This is a genomic window from Acinetobacter lwoffii (genome assembly GCF_024129595.1).
Lineage (GTDB): Bacteria > Pseudomonadota > Gammaproteobacteria > Pseudomonadales > Moraxellaceae > Acinetobacter > Acinetobacter lwoffii_O.
This window is the reverse complement of record NZ_JAMXXS010000005.1, coordinates 43,964-63,850: the sequence shown is the minus strand read 5'-3', so window position 1 is coordinate 63,850 and position 19,887 is coordinate 43,964. Positions and strand designations below refer to the sequence as shown.

Genomic DNA, 19,887 nt, shown 5'->3' with positions numbered 1-19,887 from the left:
TGAACCCGTTTAAGAAACCTGCATCTGTACTGGCGCCTGTTCAGCATAAGCTTTGACCAGATTACGCCCATCCGCTTTGGCCTGATAAAGCGCCTGATCGGCCTGACTTAATAACTGTTGCGGACGTAATTCCGCGCTAGAAATGGCAATCCCGAAACTAGCGGTCACTGGAATCAGCTCACCCTCATCACTGAAAATCTGCAATTGCTGAATGGCGATGCGACAGCGTTCAGCCACTTGCTCGGCTTTTTCCAGACTGGTATTTTTAAGCACCAAAATAAATTCTTCCCCGCCAAAACGGCCGACCACATCACTTTCGCGCAATTGCTGGTTCAGTACAGCACTCACTTCAACTAAGGTTTCATCGCCCTTATGATGGCCATAGTGATCATTAATTTTCTTGAAATGATCCAGATCTAATAGCACTAAAGCATAATTGGGAGTGGCTGCGGCATTCAGTTTATCCAGACATTGGTTGATACTACGGCGGTTAAACAGATTGGTGAGCGGATCAATCTGGCTCAGCTGTTTGATCAGCTGCTCGCGATGACGCCATTGACTGAGCAGAATCTCGAATAAGACCATGCAGACGGCCAGAATTGGCAAAATGAAATACAGCATCGATAACAGCCAGAAACCATTATAAAAAAGCTTGTCATCGATATTAAAGAGCGGTGAATAAGGCAATTGATGACTGAAACTTAAATAGGCACATCCGCCTAGGAAAATTGACGCTGGAATCAGCATGCTATACACCAGCGTGCGATGAAACAGCACCAGACCGACCATAATTAAGCAGACGTAAGCGGTGGTAGCGACCGGACTGATCACGCCGACAATATAGGCATCCCGGCATAGCGAAACCACAAAGGTGCCGACTGCCAGATAGGGTAGATAACGTTCCACCAGACGGTTGCCCTGAAATTTATAACAAGGATAAATCAGTAAGGCTAAAATCAATAAAAAACTGCCGTTCAGCACGACTTGTGAATGAACCCGTTCAATCTGTACATATTGCCAATACTCAGGATTGAATAAAACAAAGAGATCCCAGCCGAGCCAGGTCAGATGTACACCGCATCCCAAAGTCAGCATCAGGATGCATTTCTTCAGGATACGCCAGTTCATCACGACTTCATCTTCGACCAGATATTTCTTGATTCTGTGTCTTAGCACTTTTTCTAATACAGGCGATATTCGCTTCATGGTCCCGGTCTGACTTTAATTGTTATGGCAGATTTTTTAAGACTTATTGGATATTTATAGCTTTATTTACACAAGATAACATAAGTTTGAATGCTTGATAAACAACAATATTTAAAACATTTTTGTGATTTAGTTGATATCTGATCTGCTCATTCTTTGCCTATAGCATAAGTGATCTAGGCTATACCAAAGGGTTCTAATCAAAATTAAAGAGGTTAAGAGGCATACAGTTTTGTTCTAAATTCAGGATGATGTGTTTTATTTGTGCTAATTATTTCAATATGGTCAATCGTTAAAATGGCTGCATTGTTAGAAACAACCAAAGATAAAGAGCGAAGCCATGAAAGTTTTACAGATTGATTCCAGTATTTTAGGAGATGCTTCTATTTCGCGTCAGTTGACTCAGGCCGTGGTGGAACAATTGCAGCAAAAATATGCTGAGGCCATTGAAGTTGAGTACCTGGATCTGGCAGCACAGCCTATTCCCCATCTTACTGCCGAAATTTTAATGGGGCAGAATGCAGAACAGACGGCATTGGGCGAGGAAATTTTAGATCAATATTTACAGGCTGATGTCGTGGTGATTGGTGCAGCGATGTATAACTTCGGTTTGCCATCGACCTTAAAAGCCTGGATTGACCGGATCTGTGTCGCGGGACGTACCTTTAAATATACCGAACAAGGTCCTGTGGGTCTGGCGGGCAATAAAAAAGTGTATATCGCCAGCAGCCGTGGTGGTGTCTATGGCGAGCAAAGCCCGGCTGATTTTCAGGAGGCTTTCCTGAAAACCGTGTTTAACTTTACCGGTGTGAATGATATCGAAGTGATTCGTGCTGAAGGAGTGAACATGGGCGAAGCGGTTAAAGCCCAAGCATTGCAAACTGCATTGCAGCAAGTTCAGGCCATTTAAAACCTAAAACCTCTTTTCAAGGGGTCAGCTACGGCTGACCTTTTTTATATGCTAAATCATGCTTAATCTCGGTCCAGACGATGGGCAAATTCTGCAAGATCGGTCAGCGCCTGTTTGGCTTCATCGAACCAGGCACTGAACATCTGGAAGTTGTGCCACATGCCGGTATAGAGTTTAAATTCGACCTCGACACCCGCCTGTTCCGCTTTTTCTTTAAAACGACTAGCATCATCCAGCAGAATTTCCTTGGAACCTACCTGAATATGAATCGGTGGCAAGCCGGCTAAATCGGCAAAAAAAGGAGAAACTTCCGGATCACCACGATCAATCGAACGCGGCACATAATATTCAATCCCGGTTTGAACCGTTTCCAGAGACAGCAGGGCATCATGCTTCTGGTTATAACGTAAAGATTCACTGGTCAACGTTAAATCCAGCAGTGGAGACAGCAGAATCAGACCGCTGACCTGTGGCAGACTTTCCTGCTGTATTTTGAGTGCCAGCGCCAAGGCCAGATTGGCACCGCAAGAATCGCCGGACAGAATAATATCTTTGGCCTGAACACCTTGATCTAGTAGCAGATTATAGACATCAAACAAGGCTTCCAACGCTTCTGGATAGGCAGATTCGGGTGATAATGGATAATCTACATGCAGCACCTGCATCTGGGTTCGAGCTGCAATTTGAGTCATAAAGGCACGATGGGTATTTAAAGAACCTAAGTAAAATGCACCGCCATGAATATGAAAAATCAGCTGGGTCGATTCCTGCTGCGGCTTAATTTCTTCCGCGCGCAGTCCGGCCAATCGGAGCGAGCGAATCTGTACCGTTTTATCCTGAGGGAAAAGTTTGCACATCTGTTCCAGTGCAATGCGCATCGAACTCGGTGGAAGACTGAATCTGCTCGGGGCACGAATGGCCGTTTTTAAAAAGCTTTCTGTAATTAATTGTTTCGTTAGCGGGCTTATCTTCATCTTCCTTCCATCTTTTTGTGCTTTTATTGATCGTATAGATTATTTACCAACCATATTTACAAGGTTACACTAAATAGTCACACCTAAAAATTGAAAAATTGTTGTGACTTTTTAATACTACATGGGTCTATTTTCAGACTAAGGAAATGAAGAAAAATGAAAAAAATAGCGCTTACGTTAGGACTACTAGGCTTATCTGCACTGGCTAATGCCGCGGATCCTTTAAATGGCACGGTATGGAAAACCATTGATGATAAAACCAAGCAGCCTAAGGCCATGGTTAAATTCACTGAACAAAAGAACGGCACTTTGTCAGCCAGTATTCAGTCTGTGTTAACTCCAGGTGAAGAAAATGCCTGCAAGAAATGTGAAGGTCCATATCACAACAAATCTCTGAAAGGCTTGACTATTGTTAAAGGTCTGAAAAATGCTGGTGGTACCAGTTATGACAGCGGTTCGATTCTTGATCCGCAATCTGGTAAGACCTATAAGTTAAAAGGCCAGCTGGCAGATGGTGGCAAGAAACTTGAACTGCGTGGTTTTATCGGCGTAGCGGCATTGGGTCGTAACCAGACCTGGATTCGTGCCAACTAATTTATTTTAAGCAGATATACAAAAGCCTGACCGATGTCAGGCTTTTTTTATGAGTGTTATTCAATATAAGATATTAGCCGGCTAAGCCACGATAAACTGTTTCATCAAAACCGGCAATAAATCCTGTAGAGGTTGCCAGTATTGGACGTTTGATTAAACTGGTATGGGTGGTTAATGCATTAATTAAGGCATTTTCACTTGACAGGGTGGCCTGTTGCTCTTCTTCACTGAGTTTACGCCAGGTAGTGCCTTTCTTGTTCAGAACCACGTCCTGACCCAAGGCATCCAGCCAGGTTTTGACGGTTTCAGCATCGATGCCCTGTTTTTTATAATCATGAAATTCATAACTCAGACCTTGCTCTGTCAGCAGATCAAAGGCTTTTTTCATCGAACTACAATTTTTAATTCCGTAAATTTTTAACATAGCTGCCCTCTAAAAAATTTAAATCATGAACTAGCTTAACCAAATTGGCAGCAGCAAACCATGCAAAAGCAAATGAAAAAAAAGAAAAAATTTTAAATACCAGAAAAGTCATGTCATCAAAATGACATCAAGCAGCTTTAACATGAGCAGCAAGAAAAAGAACAATCTAAATAATAAGAAAAATAAAAATTTGGGAATAATAGAAATAGAAAACCCGCATTTAATCATCCTGATCATGCGGGTCTCAATCCAACGTCCAATGTCACATCCATGCAAAACAAGCTAAATCTATAGTCTGTTTTATTTTCGTCCTACGGCGTCCTGTCCTTATGTTGTCGTCCTGACATGTCCTTGTGCCGTAGCGCTATAATGCTATGTTATTACATTAAGATAAACCCAAAAAATACGTCATGTCATGTAAGAGATAAGCCTTAATTGAGTGAACGTATGTTCACTCAATTAAATAATGAAGATTATAGTTTGTAGTCGATGATCACGGGGGCATGGTCGCTAAACCATTGTTCTTTATAGACCCAGGCATTAACGGTACGCTCTTTCCAGTCCGGAGAGCAGGCATGATAATCAATCCGCCAACCAACATTCTTGGCACGCGCCTGTCCACGGTTTGACCACCAGGAGTATAATTCGGCTTCTTTGCGGACTTCACGGAAAGTATCGACATAACCAAGCTCATCGTAGATATGATCTAGCCAGGCACGTTCGTGCGGTAAACAGCCCGAGGCTTTCTGGTTACCCGACCAGTTTTTAATATCGATACGTTTATGCACGATATTGTAGTCACCGCAGACAATCACCGATTTATTTTCATCGCGCCACTGTTTCAGGATTTTTGCATATTCTTCCAGAAAGTGATCTTTACGCGCTTGCGCTTCATCACCCGATGAACCCGAAGGCAGGTACAGGGAACAGATCTGTACAGTTTGTTCTAGACCCAAGTCAAATTCAGCGGCAATAAAACGGCCTTGTGAATCGGCCAGTTCAAAACCCAGGCCATCGGTCAGAGACACAAAAGGCAGACGGCTATAAATGGCCGTACCGGCATAACCCGGACGCTCGGCAGGAAACAGGTGCGTGTACCAGCCTTCAGGCTTGAATTTATCGGTCCACTGCGCATGCGTGATCCGGCTTTCCTGCATGCAAATCACGTCGGCATCCGACTGTTCCATCCATTCTAATAGACCTTTGGTGACAGATGAGCGTAAGCCGTTGACATTAATTGAAACGACGCGAAGAATTTTTTGATCACCTGGATAGCTACTCTTTGGTATCATGCGCAAGTCTTACCTTAATTAATGGATTTAGGAGCACCTCATGTCAACGCCAGCTCAGTTTAACCCGCAAGCTTTTATCGAACTCGCATTATCACGCGGTGTGCTTAAATTTGGTGAGTTTACTTTAAAATCGGGACGTGTGAGTCCCTATTTTTTTAATGCGGGTCTGTTGAATGATGGTGAAGCCTTGACACTGCTGGCTTCTGGCTATGCTGCAAAACTGATTAAATGTGACCATGTTGAAGTGATTTTTGGACCTGCCTATAAAGGCATTCCTTTTGTGGCAGCAACTGCTGTGGCTCTGTCGCAAAATCATGGGGTAAGTGTGCCGTGGGGTTTTAATCGCAAGGAAGCCAAAGACCATGGCGAGGGTGGCGTATTGGTCGGTGCTTCTGTAGAAGGTAAAAAAGTCTGGATCATTGATGATGTGATTACCGCAGGCACAGCGATTCGTGAAGTCGTCACCATCCTGAAAAATGCCGGTGCGCAGATTGCGGGTGTGCTAGTTGCATTAGACCGTCAGGAAAAAGGTCAGGGCGAACTGTCTGCGATTCAGGAAGTGCAGCAAGAGCTTGAGATTCCTGTACATGCCTTAATTACCATGAAAGATTTAATGGACTATCTGGAAGCGAAAGGCGACCTAGCAGCTTTGGCGAAAATGGAAGATTACCGTGTTAAATATGGGATCTAAGCCTAGATTGGCATAGAAAAGGAAGCTTGAGCTTCCTTTTTTTGTAGATACTCGATTTTCTAAGCATTTGAAATTTATTATCTCTGTCTATTCTTGTAAGCATTGGCTTACATCAATTCCAGCACTTTGCGGCTGTTTTGAATAGTGGAAATTTCCTATGATAGCTTTAACAGGAACAGGAGGTTCCACACAAGAATAACAATAGATAAATACAAGGAAAGTAAGGTACGACAGGAGTTATACCAAGCGAACCCATACGGAAAGCCCCTGGCAGGATGCTAGGGGTTTTTCATTTTTATCTTTTATAAAGTCTAACTGAGCAGCAGTGATTCAGAAACATGATTCTTAAAAATTCACTTTTGATGAGCTAAACAGACAATCAGAAAACCTTTCACCAAAATTATGAATCTTCAGTGCTAAAAAAAGCACCTGAAGGTGCTTTTTCTTATTGCTGGGCTAAATTATAGCGCAACGATATTGATCGCATTTGGACCTTTTTGACCATCAACCACGCTAAAAGAAACGCGTTGACCTTCAAACAAAGTTTTGAAACCAGAACTGCTGATTTCTTTGAAATGAGCAAAAACGTCAGGACCTGATTCTTGTTGAATAAAACCAAAACCTTTAGTTTCGTTAAACCATTTTACTGTACCGGTAACTGTAGTAGACATAATATAACCTGTTAAATTTTAATAATTTTAGTCATGCAAATGACTATGGATAACTTGGAAAAACAACAAGAATTGAAATAAAGATCTGAAAAAACGGAGGATTATAAATAATACTGCGGCACTTAAAGAAGCTTAACTAAACAACGCTTTTTTCTAGTTAAAGACAGCATAGCCTAAATCAGAAAATATTCAAGTTTTTTATATTTATTATTTATTTTTCTTATAAAAGTGGCTCCATTCTTGTTTTTTAAAGAATTTCAAGCTGTTTGCTTGAGCTTTATCGGTTGTATTTAAGCTTTAACCAAGCTAAACAATAAATACACGTTGTGTTTGTGTTACTTTATGTTAATCAAAATCGTTCAGTACCCAGCAAGATTTTACTAAGTCAGTGTATTTTATAACTTTGGGTAAATTAGTATTTGTAGTTTTAAGATAGTTATCGTCATTGTTTGTGTATAAAAATCCACCTATATTAAAATTCAATTGGAAAAATTAACTATAAGAATTTCTTGATTTTAATTTAAAACCAAATACGAGTGAGTCTCATGGATTACTGGAACAGTGTGTTACTTATATCCATCATCACCATGGTTGGACTGGCCATGATCATCCTGTTCGTCGGATGTAAAATGTGGAAGAACTTGGTGGTCACTTTACTGATTGCCACCTTGATTGGTTTTCTGATTGTATGTGCAATCAATTTTGTTTTTGGCGATCGTCTTCAATTTCTATGGGGTGCCCCTGAGACTGGCGATAGCAATTTTATGCTGGAAATGGGGCTGATGAGCCTGTTAATTGGCGGTGTGAGTACCTTTATCATTATGTTAGGCACTTTGGTTGCTAAAAGTAACAGTGGAAATCAAGGCGATGAAGACTAGTTTTTCGCAAAATAACAAGTCTCTTAATGAGCGGGAAAGTGCAGAAAAACATCGCATGTACAGTTCATAGGCTTAAAAAATCTTTCTCAGCCAAATGTATAGTGCCATAGCGCTACGGGGCATAAATGGAGCTTCATATCCCGTAGCTGCATAATTTTCTGTATCAAAAATTTAGAACATCATTCTTAGACCTGCACCATAGATCCAGCCTTTTTCAGAATCAGAGCTTTGCTGCCAGGCTGTCTGTTTGTTGCCTTTACTATATTCATAACCCACTTCCAGATAAGGCATGAGCTTTTTGCTCAGTTCATAGCGTGTTTCCAGGCCCAAGGTGGCATGACTAAGGCCGGTTTTTTTCGCATTCGCTGCCTGATCATTCAGGATGACATCCAGTTCGACAAAGGGTTGCATAATCAGTTTCTGAGTCAGTAACAGGTCACGCTCTGTTTCCAGTTTTAATCCGACAAAGTCATCTTCACCGATATAGACATGAGCATCCGTTTCGAAAAAGTAGGGGGCTAAACCATGTAGTCCAAATACTGCATCGAAGCGCTCGTTCTGCTGTTGTGTAGCGGACCCGGCTAAATTTTCCTGCCGATAGCGCACCCCGGTCTGCACATCCCAGAAATCGGAAATATTTCGGCTATACAATACTTTGGCCTCATATTCGGCCTGATGGGATTCCTGTTTGTCGGCTTCTAGCTTGAGGAAAATTTTATTTTCATCCGTGCCGACTCTGGCCTGGTTCTTGGACTTGAATGCTCCATTTCCCTCTGAACTATGCTGCCATTTCTGGTCCAGAATGATCTGGCTATAAATCTGTGCGCCATGTTCTTTACGGTGATCATGTTTGTTGGCAGAACTGACTGAATTTTGTGGCGTGCTCAGCACCTGCTGTTGATGCAATAACTTTGGTGGCGGTTGATAGGATGAGGCATCTGCTGTTCCAGTATGCTGTGCGTGGTTATCAGCCATGTTTTGCATGGCATGATGTCCGCTATGATGCTGATGTTCATTATGACCCGTATGATCGCTAGAATTTGCCGCAAAAATACTCAGGCTGTTTAGGGTAAGCGCACTGCTGAGCACTGACTTTACCAAAAGATTAGTGATGTGCATGGCTGTCTCCTTGAGCAGCTGCTGGCTTTGACGGCATTTTTTGTGAAGAAGGGTGAGATGCTTGATCTGCATCAACTTGTGCCACAATCAGCTTGTTCATCATGCCGGCACTCATGTGATAGAGCAGATGGCAGTGAATCGCCCATTCTCCCAGTTCGTCTGCTGTGAGCAAGGTCGTGACCGTTTTCCCGGGCGGCACAATCACGGTGTGTTTATTTGGCATATTTGCAGCAGACTGACCATTTTCCAGCTGCATAAACATGCCATGCAAATGCATCGGATGGGCCATCATGCTGTCATTGATAAATTTCAGCCGGATCCGCTCGCCATATTTCACTTGAAGTGGCTCGGCATCACTGAATTTTTTACCATTCATGGTCCAGATGTAGCGCTCCATGGTTCCACCCAGACGAATCACCAGTTCACGTTCTGCTGCGCGGGTATCAGGTTGTGGTGTCAGGGCTTTGAGGTCTTGATATTGCAAGGCTTTGTGCCCTGCAGGCGTAGACATATTGGCCCAGCCCTCAACCGGCTGATGAGGCTGATTGGTTCCGGACATGGCATTATGACTTGCATGCATGTCGTGCTGGGCATGTTGATCATGTTCACTTGTGGCAGTCTGCATGGTCTGACTGCTGTGTGTGTCATGTGACATGTCATGTTGTTCGCCATGTCCCATATCTTCCATGGTCAATAAGGCACGAGGGCGCGGTGTTGGTAATTGAACCGGAGCCGGGGCTTTACTTGAATCAGTTGCCTGATGCAGACTGCCAATGGCAAAGCCTGAGCGGTCGATCGATTCCGCTTCAATCTGGTAATGCGCTGCAGTGGGTTCCACAATCACATCATAGGTTTCAGCGGTTCCGATACGGAATTCATCTACATTGACCGGCTGCACCGGTTGTCCATCGGCACTGACCACGGTCATTTTCAGCTGGGGAATACGCACATCGAAAAACGACATGGCAGAAGCATTGATGAAACGCAGGCGGACTTTTTCATTGGGCTGGAACTGGCCACTCCAGTTTTGTTGCGGCGTTTTTCCATTGACCAGAAAGGTATAACCGGTAACATCAGATAGGTCGGTTTTCAGCATACGCATCTGGTTCCACATCTTGCGGTCTGACCAGGTGGCCTTCAGGCCATCACGTTTCACCTGCTGGAGTACATCGCCCAAGGTTTCACGCTGGTTCTGATAATATTCGGCCGATTTTTTTAAATTGTTCTGAATCTGCTGGCCGCTTTGTTCGTGAAAATCTGACAGCATCACCACATAATCCCGCTCGGTTTGTTCATGTGGAGGTAGTAATGTCTGTGCTTTGGGGCGAATCACCAATGCGCCATAGAGGCCGTCCTGTTCCTGACCTTTGGAATGTGCGTGATACCAGTAGGTGCCGTTTTGACGAACCTTGAAGCGATAAGTAAAAGACTGTTTCGGTTTGATCCCCTGAAAACCGTTAAATCCGGGGACACCATCCATCAGCCCGGGCAGGAGCAGGCCATGCCAGTGCAGCGAGGTATCCTGATTGTTCAGGTTGTTTTGTACATGAATCACCGCATCATCACCTTCTTCAAATTCCAGCAAGGGTGCAGGGAATTTTCCGTTTACAGTGATACGCTTGACCGTCTTTCCGGTGAGATTGATCGGGCTTTCATCAATGACCAGATGATATTCTTTTACGGCTGCAAACAGGGTAGACGACCAGATGAGACCGAAGCCCAGACACAGGCTTTGACTGATTTTAAGCAACATAACTTAATCCTTAATGAATAAAAAAATTTAAAAATTCAGGATTAAGCTTTGGGTGGGCGTAAGATTTCTTGCCAGTAACCGGCAAGGTGCTTGCCATGATAGGCGGAAAGACGAATTTTTTCTGGATAACTGCGATCAGGCACGCTTAACTCGGGCGCTGCAATGGGCAGGCTGGTGATTAGGCTCTGGCAAGCAGTAGTGCCACAATCCAGACAATCTGATGACTGCTGGGTGCTGTCACTGACACAGTCCGGCTGAATCAGTTCCTGATCTTGATGATGATCAGTCTTATGCAGCGAGTGAGAAGCAGAGGGTTTTGTCATTTCCAGACAATGACTGCTCATTTTTTCAGTCGATATGACCAGATGCATGGTCGTTGCAGATGCGACAGACACACTGCTCCAGCCTATGGCAAAAACCACAAGCATCACCAACCAGATCTGTTTGACGAGCCGTATGAGCAAAAGTACACCCTGAAAAAATGCGCTGCATGTTTGAGCAATAAAAGCATAAACGCAGTAACTCAAATTAGCAAATTCTGGACAAGATTATTTTTTAGGTCACCTACATACTACTTTTTTCATAGGTTCAGGTTTCAGTTTCGCACTTTTCGCATTTTCTACAGTCTAGCAGCATCCCGAGTTTTTCTTTACGTCCTTGCTCGGTCATCACCCATGGGCGATTTTGCCAAGGCGGGGTATGCCGCACATGCTGGCCATGTCCGCAGGCCAGTTCTGCAACCCAATGCTGTTCTTCATCCAGATGAAAACCGATAATGGCCTGTTGCATGGCAAACCTCCTATGAGTTCAATCTGCCTCAGTACTTATCTAAAAACCTATATAAAATAAGTCATGCAAAATCACCATAAACAAAAGAATCCACACAGGCTATACTCCTTGCCAAGTCATTTTTTGAAAAAGAGCAGAGACACATGCGCGTACTTGTTGTGATGGATCCCATTGAAAATGTAAACCTGAAGAAAGACTCGACCATGGCCATGCTGTGGGCAGCAGCACGTCGCGGGCATGAACTCGGTTATGCATTGCAGCAAGATTTATATATCGATCAGGGCAAGGCCTTTGGTCTGATCGCGCCGTTACAGGTATTTGAAGACTACGACCATTATTATGAACTTGGCGAAAAACAAAAAGAGTCGATCGCTGCTTATGACGTTGTCTTGATGCGTAAAGATCCGCCTTTTGATATGAACTTCGTCTATACCACTTATATTCTGGAGCAGGCAGAGCGCGAAGGGGCATGGATCATCAACAAACCGCAAAGCCTGCGTGACTGTAATGAAAAACTGTTCGCGACCCAGTTCCCGCATCTGCAAGTTCCGACCTTGGTGACTTCGCAGCAAAGCCTGATCCGTGAATTTCTCAAAGAACAGGTCGATGTGATTGTAAAACCTCTAGATGGTATGGGCGGCACCGGGATTTTCCGCCTGTATCAGGATGGCATCAACATCGGTTCAACCATTGAAATGCTGACCAATAATGGTACCCAGCCGATTATGGCGCAGCGTTATATTCCGGAAATTGTCGAAGGCGATAAACGCATCCTGATGATTAATGGTGAGCCAGTGCCGTATTGTCTGGCCCGTATTCCGCAAAATGGTGAAGTGCGTGGTAATCTGGCCGCGGGTGGCCTAGGTGAGGCACGCCCCCTGACTGAAAATGACAAAGCCATTGCAGCAAAAGTAGGGCCGTATCTCAGAGAAAAAGGTCTGGTCTTTGTAGGGCTGGATGTGATCGGAAATTATGTTACTGAAATTAATGTAACCAGTCCAACCTGTATCCGTGAAATTGACACCCAGTTTGGCACCTCGATTGCAGATGATCTGTTTGCCGTGCTGGAAGCGGGGCAGGCCAATCAGGTTTAAAAGCAAAATCAGGTGAAAAAAGAGTCTGCTTGCAGGCTCTTTTTTATTTTTTCATTGGGGATAGCGCTTAAATAAAAATGCCGTCATTACCATACCCAGCATCGAAAGGCAGACGGTGATAATGGCAAGATTGGCCCAGTATTGAGTGGCAGATATCAGCGCAGCGCTCAGGGTCGGTATAAAAAACTGTGCGCAGGCTGAAATTTGTAAAACCAGACCCACACTGGCCGCTGCTGCATAGGCACGTGGTGCATAGTGCAGGGTAATCGCAAAAACAGTGGTTGGGATCATCCCGCCAATCAGTGAAAACAGCACGGCACTGACAACCTGCAATTCAAATGAGAGCCAGGAATTTGCAGCAAATACCAAGCAACTGCTGCAGAGCATTGCCACAAATCCGGTACTCAATAAGGTGTGCGGTCTATAACCCTGTTGCAGCAACATGCCTGCGCCAAAAGTACCGCCTAGGTTGGCCAGCACGATCATTGAAGCCAGCATCCCTGCGCGTTTTAAGTCTAGCCCCTGTTCGACATACAGCGTAGGCAGGAAGCCCGTGACAGTGATCCATTGACTGCTATAACAGGCAAAAATAATCGCCAGACAGATAATCGGTGGGTGGGTCAGGGTAATTTTAACAATCTGCCAGAATGAGGTGTTTTCCGTAGCTGCCTGGAAAGAATCTAGCTGTGTTACCAGGACAGGTTCAATATTTAAATATTGTTTGATCATGCCAGCAATAACCAGGCACAGGCAGCCCAAAATGGCCCAGATCGTTTGCCAGTCCAGATATTCAAGCAGGAGAGGAATCGTTAATACGGCCAGACTGACACCGATGCCCATATAGGAACTCCAGAGTCCCATCTTGAAATTCAGTGTTTCAGCGCGGCTGGTACGTTTTAAAATGGCTGGCGCACACAAGGAGATGGTTAAAAATCCGATTCCTTCCATAAAACGCAATACATATAAAGTGGCAGGCTGCGTAATCCAAAGCCCGGCAAGACTGCTTAGCCCTAAAATGATTAAGGCCATGATCAGGCAGCGCTTTAATCCCATTTTTTCCGAGAAGGCGCCAATGCATAGCGCAAACAGCATTCCGGCAGCCTGCACCAATGCTAATGAAAAACCAGCCTGAGTAAAACTCAGGTTTAAATCCTGCTGCAACACAGGCATCACGGCCGAAAGTTTGCCGACATGGATCGCAGCCAGATAACCGGCCAAGATAATCCATACATCACGACATGAGATTTTTGACATCTATCCGAACTGAGTCCATTTAAAGCATCTGCTTGTACATCAAGCATCATTCATATATAGATATGAATAGCATGAAACTTTTATAAAATTGATAGGATTTAAGCCTAAGATTATCGGCCAATGATAAGAGAGGAGGTGAACGGGAGAAAACGGAAGACCGCTGTAAATAAAGCGCTCTCTGTGGCAAAGTTATTGATAATATAATGAGAAAACTATTTAAAATTGATATGATATGTCACTTAAGTCGAAGGAAAAGTGCAGACCTTATAAATAAAACGAGTCTAAACTTGAAGTTTGCGTGAAAAAAACAATTAAAGCCTTGTTGAAATAAAGTAAATAAACTTTCATGGCCTGAGGTTTGTGATTACAATTGATTACTTAAATCAGATTTCCTGCTCCATTTTTTGAATTGAAGAATTAAACCGTGACCGAAGCTCAGCAAAAACAGCCTAAACATGTCATGATGATGGCCGCAGGTACAGGTGGACATGTGTTTCCAGCGTTAGCTGTTGCCAAAGATTTACAACAAAAAGGTATACAGGTTTCATGGTTGGCCACACCCGCAGGCATGGAAAACCGTCTATTAAAAAACCAGAATATTCCCATTTATCAGATTGATATTCAGGGTGTACGGGGCAATGGTTTTGTACGTAAAGCCTTGGCCCCTTTTAAAATTATGAAAGCAACCCTGAGCGCCATGAAATTCATGAAACAGCTTAAGGTCGATGCCGTGGCAGGCTTTGGCGGCTATGTGGCAGGCCCGGGTGGTTTGGCCGCACGTATCTTAGGCATTCCGGTGCTGATCCATGAACAGAATGCAGTTGCCGGTTTTACCAATACCCAATTGTCGCGTGTGGCAAAGACGGTGTGCCAGGCTTTTCCAAATACTTTTCCGGCCCAAGAAAAAGTCGTGACTACAGGTAATCCGGTACGACAAGAAATTAGCGAAATTTTAAATCCGTCCTGGCGTTATCAGGAGCGTGACAAGGCAGGACTACCCTTACATATTCTGATCGTTGGTGGGTCTTTGGGGGCGCAAGCTTTAAATGAACGGGTTCCAGAAGCTTTAAAGCAACTCAATGTGCGATTAAGCGTCTATCATCAGTGTGGGCAAAATCATGCCGAGTCGACACGGGCACGTTATGAAAATGCACCGGCCAGTCTGCAAGTTGAAGTACAGCCCTTTATTGAAGATATGGCCAAAGCCTATAGCGAGGCTGATCTGGTGATTTGCCGTGGCGGAGCTTTGACCGTAACTGAAATTGCCACTGCCGGGGTAGCTGCGATTTTTGTGCCGCTTCCAAGTGCGGTCGATGATCACCAGACGGCCAATGCCGGTTTTCTGGCCAATATCAATGCGGCAAAGATTTGCCCGCAGGCCACGATGACTCCGGAAAGTTTAAAAACATTATTAGAGCCGATGCTGAATCGCCAGCTGTTAATGGAAATGGCCGTGAAAGCACGCCGACAGGCTCAACCTGATGCGACTCAACATGTGGTCCGTTTAATTCAAGAATTGTAATCCGAGTAAACTATGTCTCCAACAACCCCAGCTGAACAAGCGAAAAAGTTAATTAAAGTGCCAGAAATGCGCCGTATCAAACACATTCATTTTGTGGGGATCGGTGGTGCAGGCATGTGTGGTATTGCAGAAGTACTGAAAAACCAGGGCTATAAAGTTTCCGGTTCAGATATCAAGGCATCCAATACCACCGCACAGCTGGAAGCGAATGGCATTAAAGTCTATATCGGACATACTGCAAATAATATTAAGGGCGCCAACGTGATCGTGGTCTCTACCGCGATCGATAAAGAAAATCCGGAAATTAAAACCGCGATTGAAAACCGTATTCCTGTGGTTCGCCGTGCGGAAATGCTGGGTGAACTGATGCGTTACCGTCATGGTATTGCCGTTGCCGGCACGCATGGCAAGACCACGACCACCAGCCTAATCACCTGTATGCTGGCTGAAGAAAACATGGATCCAACCTATGTGATCGGTGGTTTGCTGAACCGTACCGGTATGAACGCGGCCTTGGGCGCCAGCCGTTATATCGTGGCCGAAGCTGATGAGTCAGATGCTTCTTTCCTGCACCTGGAACCAATGGCTGCCGTGGTGACCAATATTGATGCTGATCATATGGATACCTATGGCGGTAGCTTCGATGTCCTGAAAGATACCTTTATCCAGTTCCTGCAAAAACTGCCATTTTACGGCTTGGCCGTAGTCTGTGGTGATGATGCCAATATCCGTGAAATTATGCCGCGAATTGCACGGCCGTTACTGACTTATGGTTTCAATGAAGACAATGACATCCGCGCAGTAGATGTTGATCAGGATGGCATGCAAACCCACTTTACCGTATTGCGTAAAGAGCGTGAGCCATTGCGTGTAACGGTCAACCAGCCAGGTTTGCATAATGTGCTGAATGCCCTGGCCGCGATTGGTATAGCAACCGATGAAGGCGTGTCGGATGCTTCAATCTGCCGTGCACTGGAAGGTTTTAGTGGTGTGGGTCGCCGCTTTGAAGTTCAGGGTGAGTTTGAAATTGACGGTGGTAATGTGAAACTGGTGGATGACTATGGTCACCATCCAAAAGAAGTGGAAGCGACGATTAAAGCCGCGCGTCAAAGTCATCCAGACCGTCGTTTGGTAATGATGTTCCAGCCACACCGTTATAGCCGTACCCGTGACTGTTTTGATGATTTTGTGGAAGTGCTTTCTACTGTAGACCAGTTATTGTTGCTGGATGTTTATCCTGCCGGTGAAAAACCGATTGTCGGGGCGGACAGCCGTACTTTGGCCCGCAGCATTCGTCTACGTGGCGAAGTCGAGCCGATTCTGGTTGATGCAGCGGACGGCAACCTGAATCAGATCATGAGAAAAGTATTGCAAGCAAATGACTTGTTATTAACCCAGGGCGCAGGTAATGTTGGAGCAATCTCAGTCGAGCTTGCGCAAAATCACTTATATATAAAATAGTCATCTTGCATGACTGAATTGAATTGACCAGATTGAAAAAAGTTTAAGGATATAAACGTGTCAAATGCTTCAAAATTCGGAAAAGTTGCCGTGTTGCTTGGTGGTAAATCTGCAGAGCGTGAGGTTTCTCTAGACAGTGGTACGGCGGTACTTGAGGCATTAGTGCGTTCAGGGGTTAATGCGGAAGCGTTTGACCCGCAGGAGCGTAGTGTCACAGAACTGGTAAATTATGATCGTGCTTTTATTGTATTGCATGGACGTGGCGGGGAAGACGGCCAAATTCAGGGTGCACTGGAATGGTTAAACGTGCCGTATACCGGTACCGGTGTACAAGGTTCTGCGATCGGCATGGACAAGGTCAAGACCAAGCAGGTCTGGCAGGGTTCGGAATTACCGACAGCGCCGTATCGTATTGTCACCAAAGATTCTGATGCGACCGACATTGTTAATGCTTTAGGCTTGCCTTTGATTATCAAGCCGGTGCATGAAGGTTCCAGTATCGGCATGAGCAAGGTCGAGAAAATTGAAGACTTTGCCGAAGCGATTACCAAGGCAACTGAACATGATGCCGTGGTGATGGCAGAAAAATGGATTACCGGCCGTGAATACACCATTGTGGTTTTAAATGGTCAGGCGCTACCGGTGATTCGTCTTGAACCGCCTCAAGATGTTGCCTTCTACGATTATGAAGCGAAATATCAGCGTAATGATGTGCAATATGGCATTCCATGTGGTTTAAGTGAAGCTGAAGAGCAGCAGTTAAAAGCCTTGAGTTTGCGCGCATTCCAGGCAGTCGGTGCCAGCGGTTGGGGCCGGATTGATGCCATGCAGGATGAACAGGGCAACTTCTGGTTGCTTGAAGTGAATACCGTGCCGGGAATGACCAGTCATTCACTGGTGCCAAAGGCGGCAGCTGCAGTCGGTTACAGTTTTGATGAGCTGTGTGTGGCGATACTGGAACAGACCTTGACTGGTTCGGCACACTAAATATGGCTCAACTTCCTGTTTCCATGCGCCGTAAACGTGCTGCGATTACTTCAATTCACGACAAGCCGCCAACACGCAAAGAAAAGCTGACCAATTTTGGTGGCTGGTTATTGTTGTGTATTGCGCTACTGGTGCTGGCCTTTGGAATATTGGGCTTATATAAAGTCATGACCAATAGTGACGTGGCAGAGCTGGGTGTCGTGGGTACGCGCTCGGCTGCTGAACAGCGTCAGGTCATGCAGTATGTGTCACCGATTGTGACCGAAAACTATTTTACTTCGGATTTGGAAGCGATCCGTGATCGTACCCTGGAATTGTCCTGGGTGGATCGGGTCGTGGTGTCCCGAGCCTGGCCAAATGGCATTCGGGTGCGGGTAATGCCGCATCATGCGATTGCGCGTTGGGGGACAGGACGTTTATTAAGTGACAGTGGTGTTATTTTCACGGAAGTCACACCCAAGAATTATCAGGCATTACCGTTACTACATGGGCCGGCGAGCCATGCAGAAACCATGATGCGTCGTTATAATGAAATTAATCAATTATTTTTGCCACAAGGCATTCGTCTAAAAGAATTATATCTCACCGAGCGAATGACCTGGTTTATGCAGTTTGATTCGGGTTTAAGAATAATTGTGGATAAAGATCAGACCATGAGCAAATTACAGCGCCTGAGTCATCTGTCTCAGAGCGATTTAAAGCCAGTCTGGTCTAAAATTTCGGCCATCGACCTGCGTTATCGCAATGGATTGTCGATACAGTGGAAAAATTCAATTCCGCCTAAAATTGTAAATGGACATTTTATTGTAACCATTGATGACACGGGCGTTGAGAATAAGGTAACAGTAAAGCCATAATGACCGGCTTTAAAAAATAGAGGCATTTAAAGCCATAAATCTAACAAACACGTAATGGTAGTAGTGAATAATGAGTGAAGCTGTTCCCTCGGTTGTGGCGATTGACATTGGGACACACAAAGTTTCAGTTTTGATTGGCAAGGTACACGCGCCAGACAATATCCAAGTGATTGGTATGGCCACCGCTCGTAACCGAGGCATGAGTAAAGGGAAAATTGTCAGTCTCGATAAAGTTATTACTGCAATTAAAAATGCCGTTCAAGAAGCAGAAGATATGGCGGAATGTCGTGTACATTCTGCCTGGGTCTCTATTCCAAGTGCCGAATTAAAAAGCTTTTATGCTTCAGGCCGTACCTCGATCGACAATAGCGAGCATGCGATTACCACCAGTGAAGTGGTGCGTGCACTGGAATTGGCCAAAGCCAGTCATTTGACTTCAGATCATTATCTGGTCAGTGCTGTGCCTCTGGGTTTTGAGCTGGATGATTCACCGGAATGGGTGCTAAACCCGATTCGTATGTCGGCACATAGCATGACTGGGCATTATCATCTGATGATGCTGCCGATTAGTACCATGCAGAATATTGATCGCGCCCTGAAAGGTGCCAATATTGGCGTGGAAAAAATGGTGGTGTCGAGCTTGGCCACCGCCGAAGCCAGCCTGCTCAAAGACGAAAAAGAATATGGCGTATGCTTAGTAGATATAGGTGCCGGCACGACCAATGTTGCAGTGTATGTGGATGGTCGTCTAGCCTTAACCCATACCTTCCAGCGTGGCGGTGAACATGTGACTCGTGATATTGCAGCAGTATTGCAAACCACAACTGAAGAAGCTGAACGTCTGAAATTATTGTATGGCTGTGTCGACCTGAAAGTGGTCAAGCCTGACCATATGATTCAGTTCCAGGGCATTGATGGACCACAGACCATCAGCCGGATCGAGCTGACCGAAATCATCATGGCGCGTTATGAAGAAATTCTGGGTCTGGTGCGTGATGAACTGGTAAAAAATGGTGCCCTCCAGGGCTTGTATCATGGTGTGGTATTGACCGGTGATGCCAGTCATATCGAAGGGATGGTGAGTTTTGTTCGCCGTACCATGGGAGTCTCGGCACATTTAGGTAATCCGCCGACTCAGGTGTATGCAGATGAACAACATCAGGCTGCTTTACGTCGCTCACAATATAGCACTGTGGCGGGCTTGCTGATGTTTAGTCAGAGTGATACCCAGGACACGATTGTGGAACAGGATGATGTAGAACGGTTGTCATTGGCCAAGCGGGTCAAAAGAGCCTTGTTTGGCTTTAATGACACCTTGAAATCAATCTTTTAAGTCGATTTTTATTGTGAATATTGTTGGGAAGATGTAGTTAATCGGGCTTGTACTTGACAAGTGAACGCATGAGCAGCA

At 44.9% G+C, this 19,887-nt stretch carries 20 protein-coding genes; 10 read left to right on the top strand and 10 right to left on the bottom strand.

Annotation, left to right across the window (positions count from 1 at the left end):
* Positions 1 to 9: 9 nt before the first annotated feature.
* Entirely contained in the window at positions 10 to 1,206 is a 1,197-nt protein-coding gene (locus NI466_RS04440; RefSeq protein ID WP_253172869.1) for a GGDEF domain-containing protein, read from the bottom strand.
* Between the two features lie 340 nt (positions 1,207 to 1,546).
* Here NI466_RS04440 and NI466_RS04435 point away from each other — a divergent pair, with 340 nt between their 5' ends.
* A complete protein-coding gene (locus NI466_RS04435) occupies positions 1,547 to 2,116 on the top strand; it encodes an FMN-dependent NADH-azoreductase (RefSeq protein WP_004281290.1) in 570 nt (189 codons plus the stop codon).
* A 62-nt stretch (positions 2,117 to 2,178) separates the two neighbouring features.
* On the opposite strand, the gene NI466_RS04430 is transcribed toward NI466_RS04435, so the two are convergent.
* The gene (locus NI466_RS04430) at positions 2,179 to 3,090 is read right to left on the bottom strand and encodes an alpha/beta hydrolase (protein WP_004729134.1); all 912 of its coding nucleotides are present in this window, start codon (positions 3,088 to 3,090) and stop codon (positions 2,179 to 2,181) included.
* Between the two features lie 156 nt (positions 3,091 to 3,246).
* Here NI466_RS04430 and NI466_RS04425 point away from each other — a divergent pair, with 156 nt between their 5' ends.
* Positions 3,247 to 3,684: a DUF2147 domain-containing protein gene (locus tag NI466_RS04425; protein ID WP_005105342.1), complete on the top strand. Its 438-nt coding sequence runs from the start codon at positions 3,247 to 3,249 to the stop codon at positions 3,682 to 3,684.
* A gap of 73 nt (positions 3,685 to 3,757) precedes the next feature.
* Here the strand turns inward: NI466_RS04425 and NI466_RS04420 are convergent, their stop codons facing one another.
* Both NI466_RS04420 and NI466_RS04415 read right to left on the bottom strand, forming a co-directional pair.
* The gene (locus tag NI466_RS04420) at positions 3,758 to 4,108 is read right to left on the bottom strand and encodes a Spx/MgsR family RNA polymerase-binding regulatory protein (RefSeq protein WP_114540934.1); all 351 of its coding nucleotides are present in this window, start codon (positions 4,106 to 4,108) and stop codon (positions 3,758 to 3,760) included.
* A gap of 473 nt (positions 4,109 to 4,581) precedes the next feature.
* A complete protein-coding gene (locus tag NI466_RS04415) occupies positions 4,582 to 5,400 on the bottom strand; it encodes an exodeoxyribonuclease III (protein WP_184412996.1) in 819 nt (272 codons plus the stop codon).
* 40 nt (positions 5,401 to 5,440) lie between these two features.
* On the opposite strand from NI466_RS04415, the gene pyrE reads away from it, so the two are divergent.
* Complete coding sequence (gene pyrE, locus NI466_RS04410; RefSeq protein ID WP_004729142.1) at positions 5,441 to 6,091, top strand: orotate phosphoribosyltransferase; 651 nt, start codon at positions 5,441 to 5,443, stop codon at positions 6,089 to 6,091.
* A gap of 461 nt (positions 6,092 to 6,552) precedes the next feature.
* Here pyrE and NI466_RS04405 read toward each other — a convergent pair whose 3' ends face one another.
* A complete protein-coding gene (locus tag NI466_RS04405; protein ID WP_004281299.1) occupies positions 6,553 to 6,762 on the bottom strand; it encodes a cold-shock protein in 210 nt (69 codons plus the stop codon).
* 545 nt (positions 6,763 to 7,307) lie between these two features.
* On the opposite strand from NI466_RS04405, the gene NI466_RS04400 reads away from it, so the two are divergent.
* A complete protein-coding gene (locus NI466_RS04400; RefSeq protein ID WP_085064742.1) occupies positions 7,308 to 7,640 on the top strand; it encodes a hypothetical protein in 333 nt (110 codons plus the stop codon).
* A gap of 171 nt (positions 7,641 to 7,811) precedes the next feature.
* Here NI466_RS04400 and NI466_RS04395 read toward each other — a convergent pair whose 3' ends face one another.
* From NI466_RS04395 to NI466_RS04380, 4 genes are all read right to left on the bottom strand, one after another.
* On the bottom strand, positions 7,812 to 8,759 hold the full coding sequence (locus tag NI466_RS04395) for a copper resistance protein B (RefSeq protein WP_253172867.1): 948 nt from the start codon (positions 8,757 to 8,759) through the stop codon (positions 7,812 to 7,814).
* Complete coding sequence (locus tag NI466_RS04390) at positions 8,746 to 10,512, bottom strand: copper resistance system multicopper oxidase (protein ID WP_253172866.1); 1,767 nt, start codon at positions 10,510 to 10,512, stop codon at positions 8,746 to 8,748. Before NI466_RS04390 ends, NI466_RS04395 begins: the two co-directional genes overlap by 14 nt.
* A gap of 41 nt (positions 10,513 to 10,553) precedes the next feature.
* Positions 10,554 to 10,976 carry a hypothetical protein gene (locus NI466_RS04385; RefSeq protein WP_253172864.1) on the bottom strand — a complete coding sequence of 141 codons (423 nt, stop codon included), beginning with the start codon at positions 10,974 to 10,976 and terminating at the stop codon, positions 10,554 to 10,556.
* 124 nt (positions 10,977 to 11,100) lie between these two features.
* Positions 11,101 to 11,301, bottom strand: coding sequence for a DUF3565 domain-containing protein (locus NI466_RS04380; protein WP_005250311.1), 201 nt, complete (start codon positions 11,299 to 11,301; stop codon positions 11,101 to 11,103).
* 143 nt (positions 11,302 to 11,444) lie between these two features.
* On the opposite strand from NI466_RS04380, the gene gshB reads away from it, so the two are divergent.
* Positions 11,445 to 12,395 carry a glutathione synthase gene (gshB, locus tag NI466_RS04375; protein ID WP_005250312.1) on the top strand — a complete coding sequence of 317 codons (951 nt, stop codon included), beginning with the start codon at positions 11,445 to 11,447 and terminating at the stop codon, positions 12,393 to 12,395.
* 51 nt (positions 12,396 to 12,446) lie between these two features.
* Here gshB and NI466_RS04370 read toward each other — a convergent pair whose 3' ends face one another.
* A complete protein-coding gene (locus NI466_RS04370; protein ID WP_253172863.1) occupies positions 12,447 to 13,649 on the bottom strand; it encodes an MFS transporter in 1,203 nt (400 codons plus the stop codon).
* A 424-nt stretch (positions 13,650 to 14,073) separates the two neighbouring features.
* Here NI466_RS04370 and murG point away from each other — a divergent pair, with 424 nt between their 5' ends.
* From murG to ftsA, 5 genes are all read left to right on the top strand, one after another.
* Positions 14,074 to 15,171 carry an undecaprenyldiphospho-muramoylpentapeptide beta-N-acetylglucosaminyltransferase gene (gene murG, locus NI466_RS04365; protein ID WP_253172861.1) on the top strand — a complete coding sequence of 366 codons (1,098 nt, stop codon included), beginning with the start codon at positions 14,074 to 14,076 and terminating at the stop codon, positions 15,169 to 15,171.
* Between the two features lie 12 nt (positions 15,172 to 15,183).
* Positions 15,184 to 16,632 (top strand): UDP-N-acetylmuramate--L-alanine ligase, encoded by a 1,449-nt coding sequence (gene murC / locus NI466_RS04360; RefSeq protein WP_253112561.1) that lies wholly within the window; start codon positions 15,184 to 15,186, stop codon positions 16,630 to 16,632.
* Positions 16,633 to 16,689: 57 nt separating this feature from the next.
* Positions 16,690 to 17,619, top strand: coding sequence for a D-alanine--D-alanine ligase (locus NI466_RS04355; RefSeq protein ID WP_004729157.1), 930 nt, complete (start codon positions 16,690 to 16,692; stop codon positions 17,617 to 17,619).
* Positions 17,620 to 17,621: 2 nt separating this feature from the next.
* Complete coding sequence (locus NI466_RS04350) at positions 17,622 to 18,476, top strand: cell division protein FtsQ/DivIB (RefSeq protein ID WP_005108153.1); 855 nt, start codon at positions 17,622 to 17,624, stop codon at positions 18,474 to 18,476.
* A 70-nt stretch (positions 18,477 to 18,546) separates the two neighbouring features.
* The gene (ftsA, locus tag NI466_RS04345) at positions 18,547 to 19,809 is read left to right on the top strand and encodes a cell division protein FtsA (protein WP_005245712.1); all 1,263 of its coding nucleotides are present in this window, start codon (positions 18,547 to 18,549) and stop codon (positions 19,807 to 19,809) included.
* Positions 19,810 to 19,887 lie beyond the last annotated feature (78 nt).

Excerpts from the sequence above, each read along its gene's own strand:
- NI466_RS04420 (WP_114540934.1), bottom strand. The coding sequence starts at position 4,108 with ATGTTAAAAATTTACGGAATTAAAAATTGTAGTTCGATGAAAAAAGCC.
- NI466_RS04370 (WP_253172863.1), bottom strand. The coding sequence starts at position 13,649 with ATGTCAAAAATCTCATGTCGTGATGTATGGATTATCTTGGCCGGTTAT.
- NI466_RS04395 (WP_253172867.1), bottom strand. The coding sequence starts at position 8,759 with ATGCACATCACTAATCTTTTGGTAAAGTCAGTGCTCAGCAGTGCGCTT.
- NI466_RS04405 (WP_004281299.1), bottom strand. The coding sequence starts at position 6,762 with ATGTCTACTACAGTTACCGGTACAGTAAAATGGTTTAACGAAACTAAA.
- NI466_RS04415 (WP_184412996.1), bottom strand. The coding sequence starts at position 5,400 with ATGATACCAAAGAGTAGCTATCCAGGTGATCAAAAAATTCTTCGCGTC.
- NI466_RS04350 (WP_005108153.1), top strand. The coding sequence starts at position 17,622 with ATGGCTCAACTTCCTGTTTCCATGCGCCGTAAACGTGCTGCGATTACT.
- NI466_RS04435 (WP_004281290.1), top strand. The coding sequence starts at position 1,547 with ATGAAAGTTTTACAGATTGATTCCAGTATTTTAGGAGATGCTTCTATT.
- gshB (WP_005250312.1), top strand. The coding sequence starts at position 11,445 with ATGCGCGTACTTGTTGTGATGGATCCCATTGAAAATGTAAACCTGAAG.
- pyrE (WP_004729142.1), top strand. The coding sequence starts at position 5,441 with ATGTCAACGCCAGCTCAGTTTAACCCGCAAGCTTTTATCGAACTCGCA.
- NI466_RS04430 (WP_004729134.1), bottom strand. The coding sequence starts at position 3,090 with ATGAAGATAAGCCCGCTAACGAAACAATTAATTACAGAAAGCTTTTTA.
- murC (WP_253112561.1), top strand. The coding sequence starts at position 15,184 with ATGTCTCCAACAACCCCAGCTGAACAAGCGAAAAAGTTAATTAAAGTG.
- NI466_RS04380 (WP_005250311.1), bottom strand. The coding sequence starts at position 11,301 with ATGCAACAGGCCATTATCGGTTTTCATCTGGATGAAGAACAGCATTGG.
- NI466_RS04440 (WP_253172869.1), bottom strand. The coding sequence starts at position 1,206 with ATGAAGCGAATATCGCCTGTATTAGAAAAAGTGCTAAGACACAGAATC.
- ftsA (WP_005245712.1), top strand. The coding sequence starts at position 18,547 with ATGAGTGAAGCTGTTCCCTCGGTTGTGGCGATTGACATTGGGACACAC.
- NI466_RS04425 (WP_005105342.1), top strand. The coding sequence starts at position 3,247 with ATGAAAAAAATAGCGCTTACGTTAGGACTACTAGGCTTATCTGCACTG.
- NI466_RS04390 (WP_253172866.1), bottom strand. The coding sequence starts at position 10,512 with ATGTTGCTTAAAATCAGTCAAAGCCTGTGTCTGGGCTTCGGTCTCATC.
- NI466_RS04400 (WP_085064742.1), top strand. The coding sequence starts at position 7,308 with ATGGATTACTGGAACAGTGTGTTACTTATATCCATCATCACCATGGTT.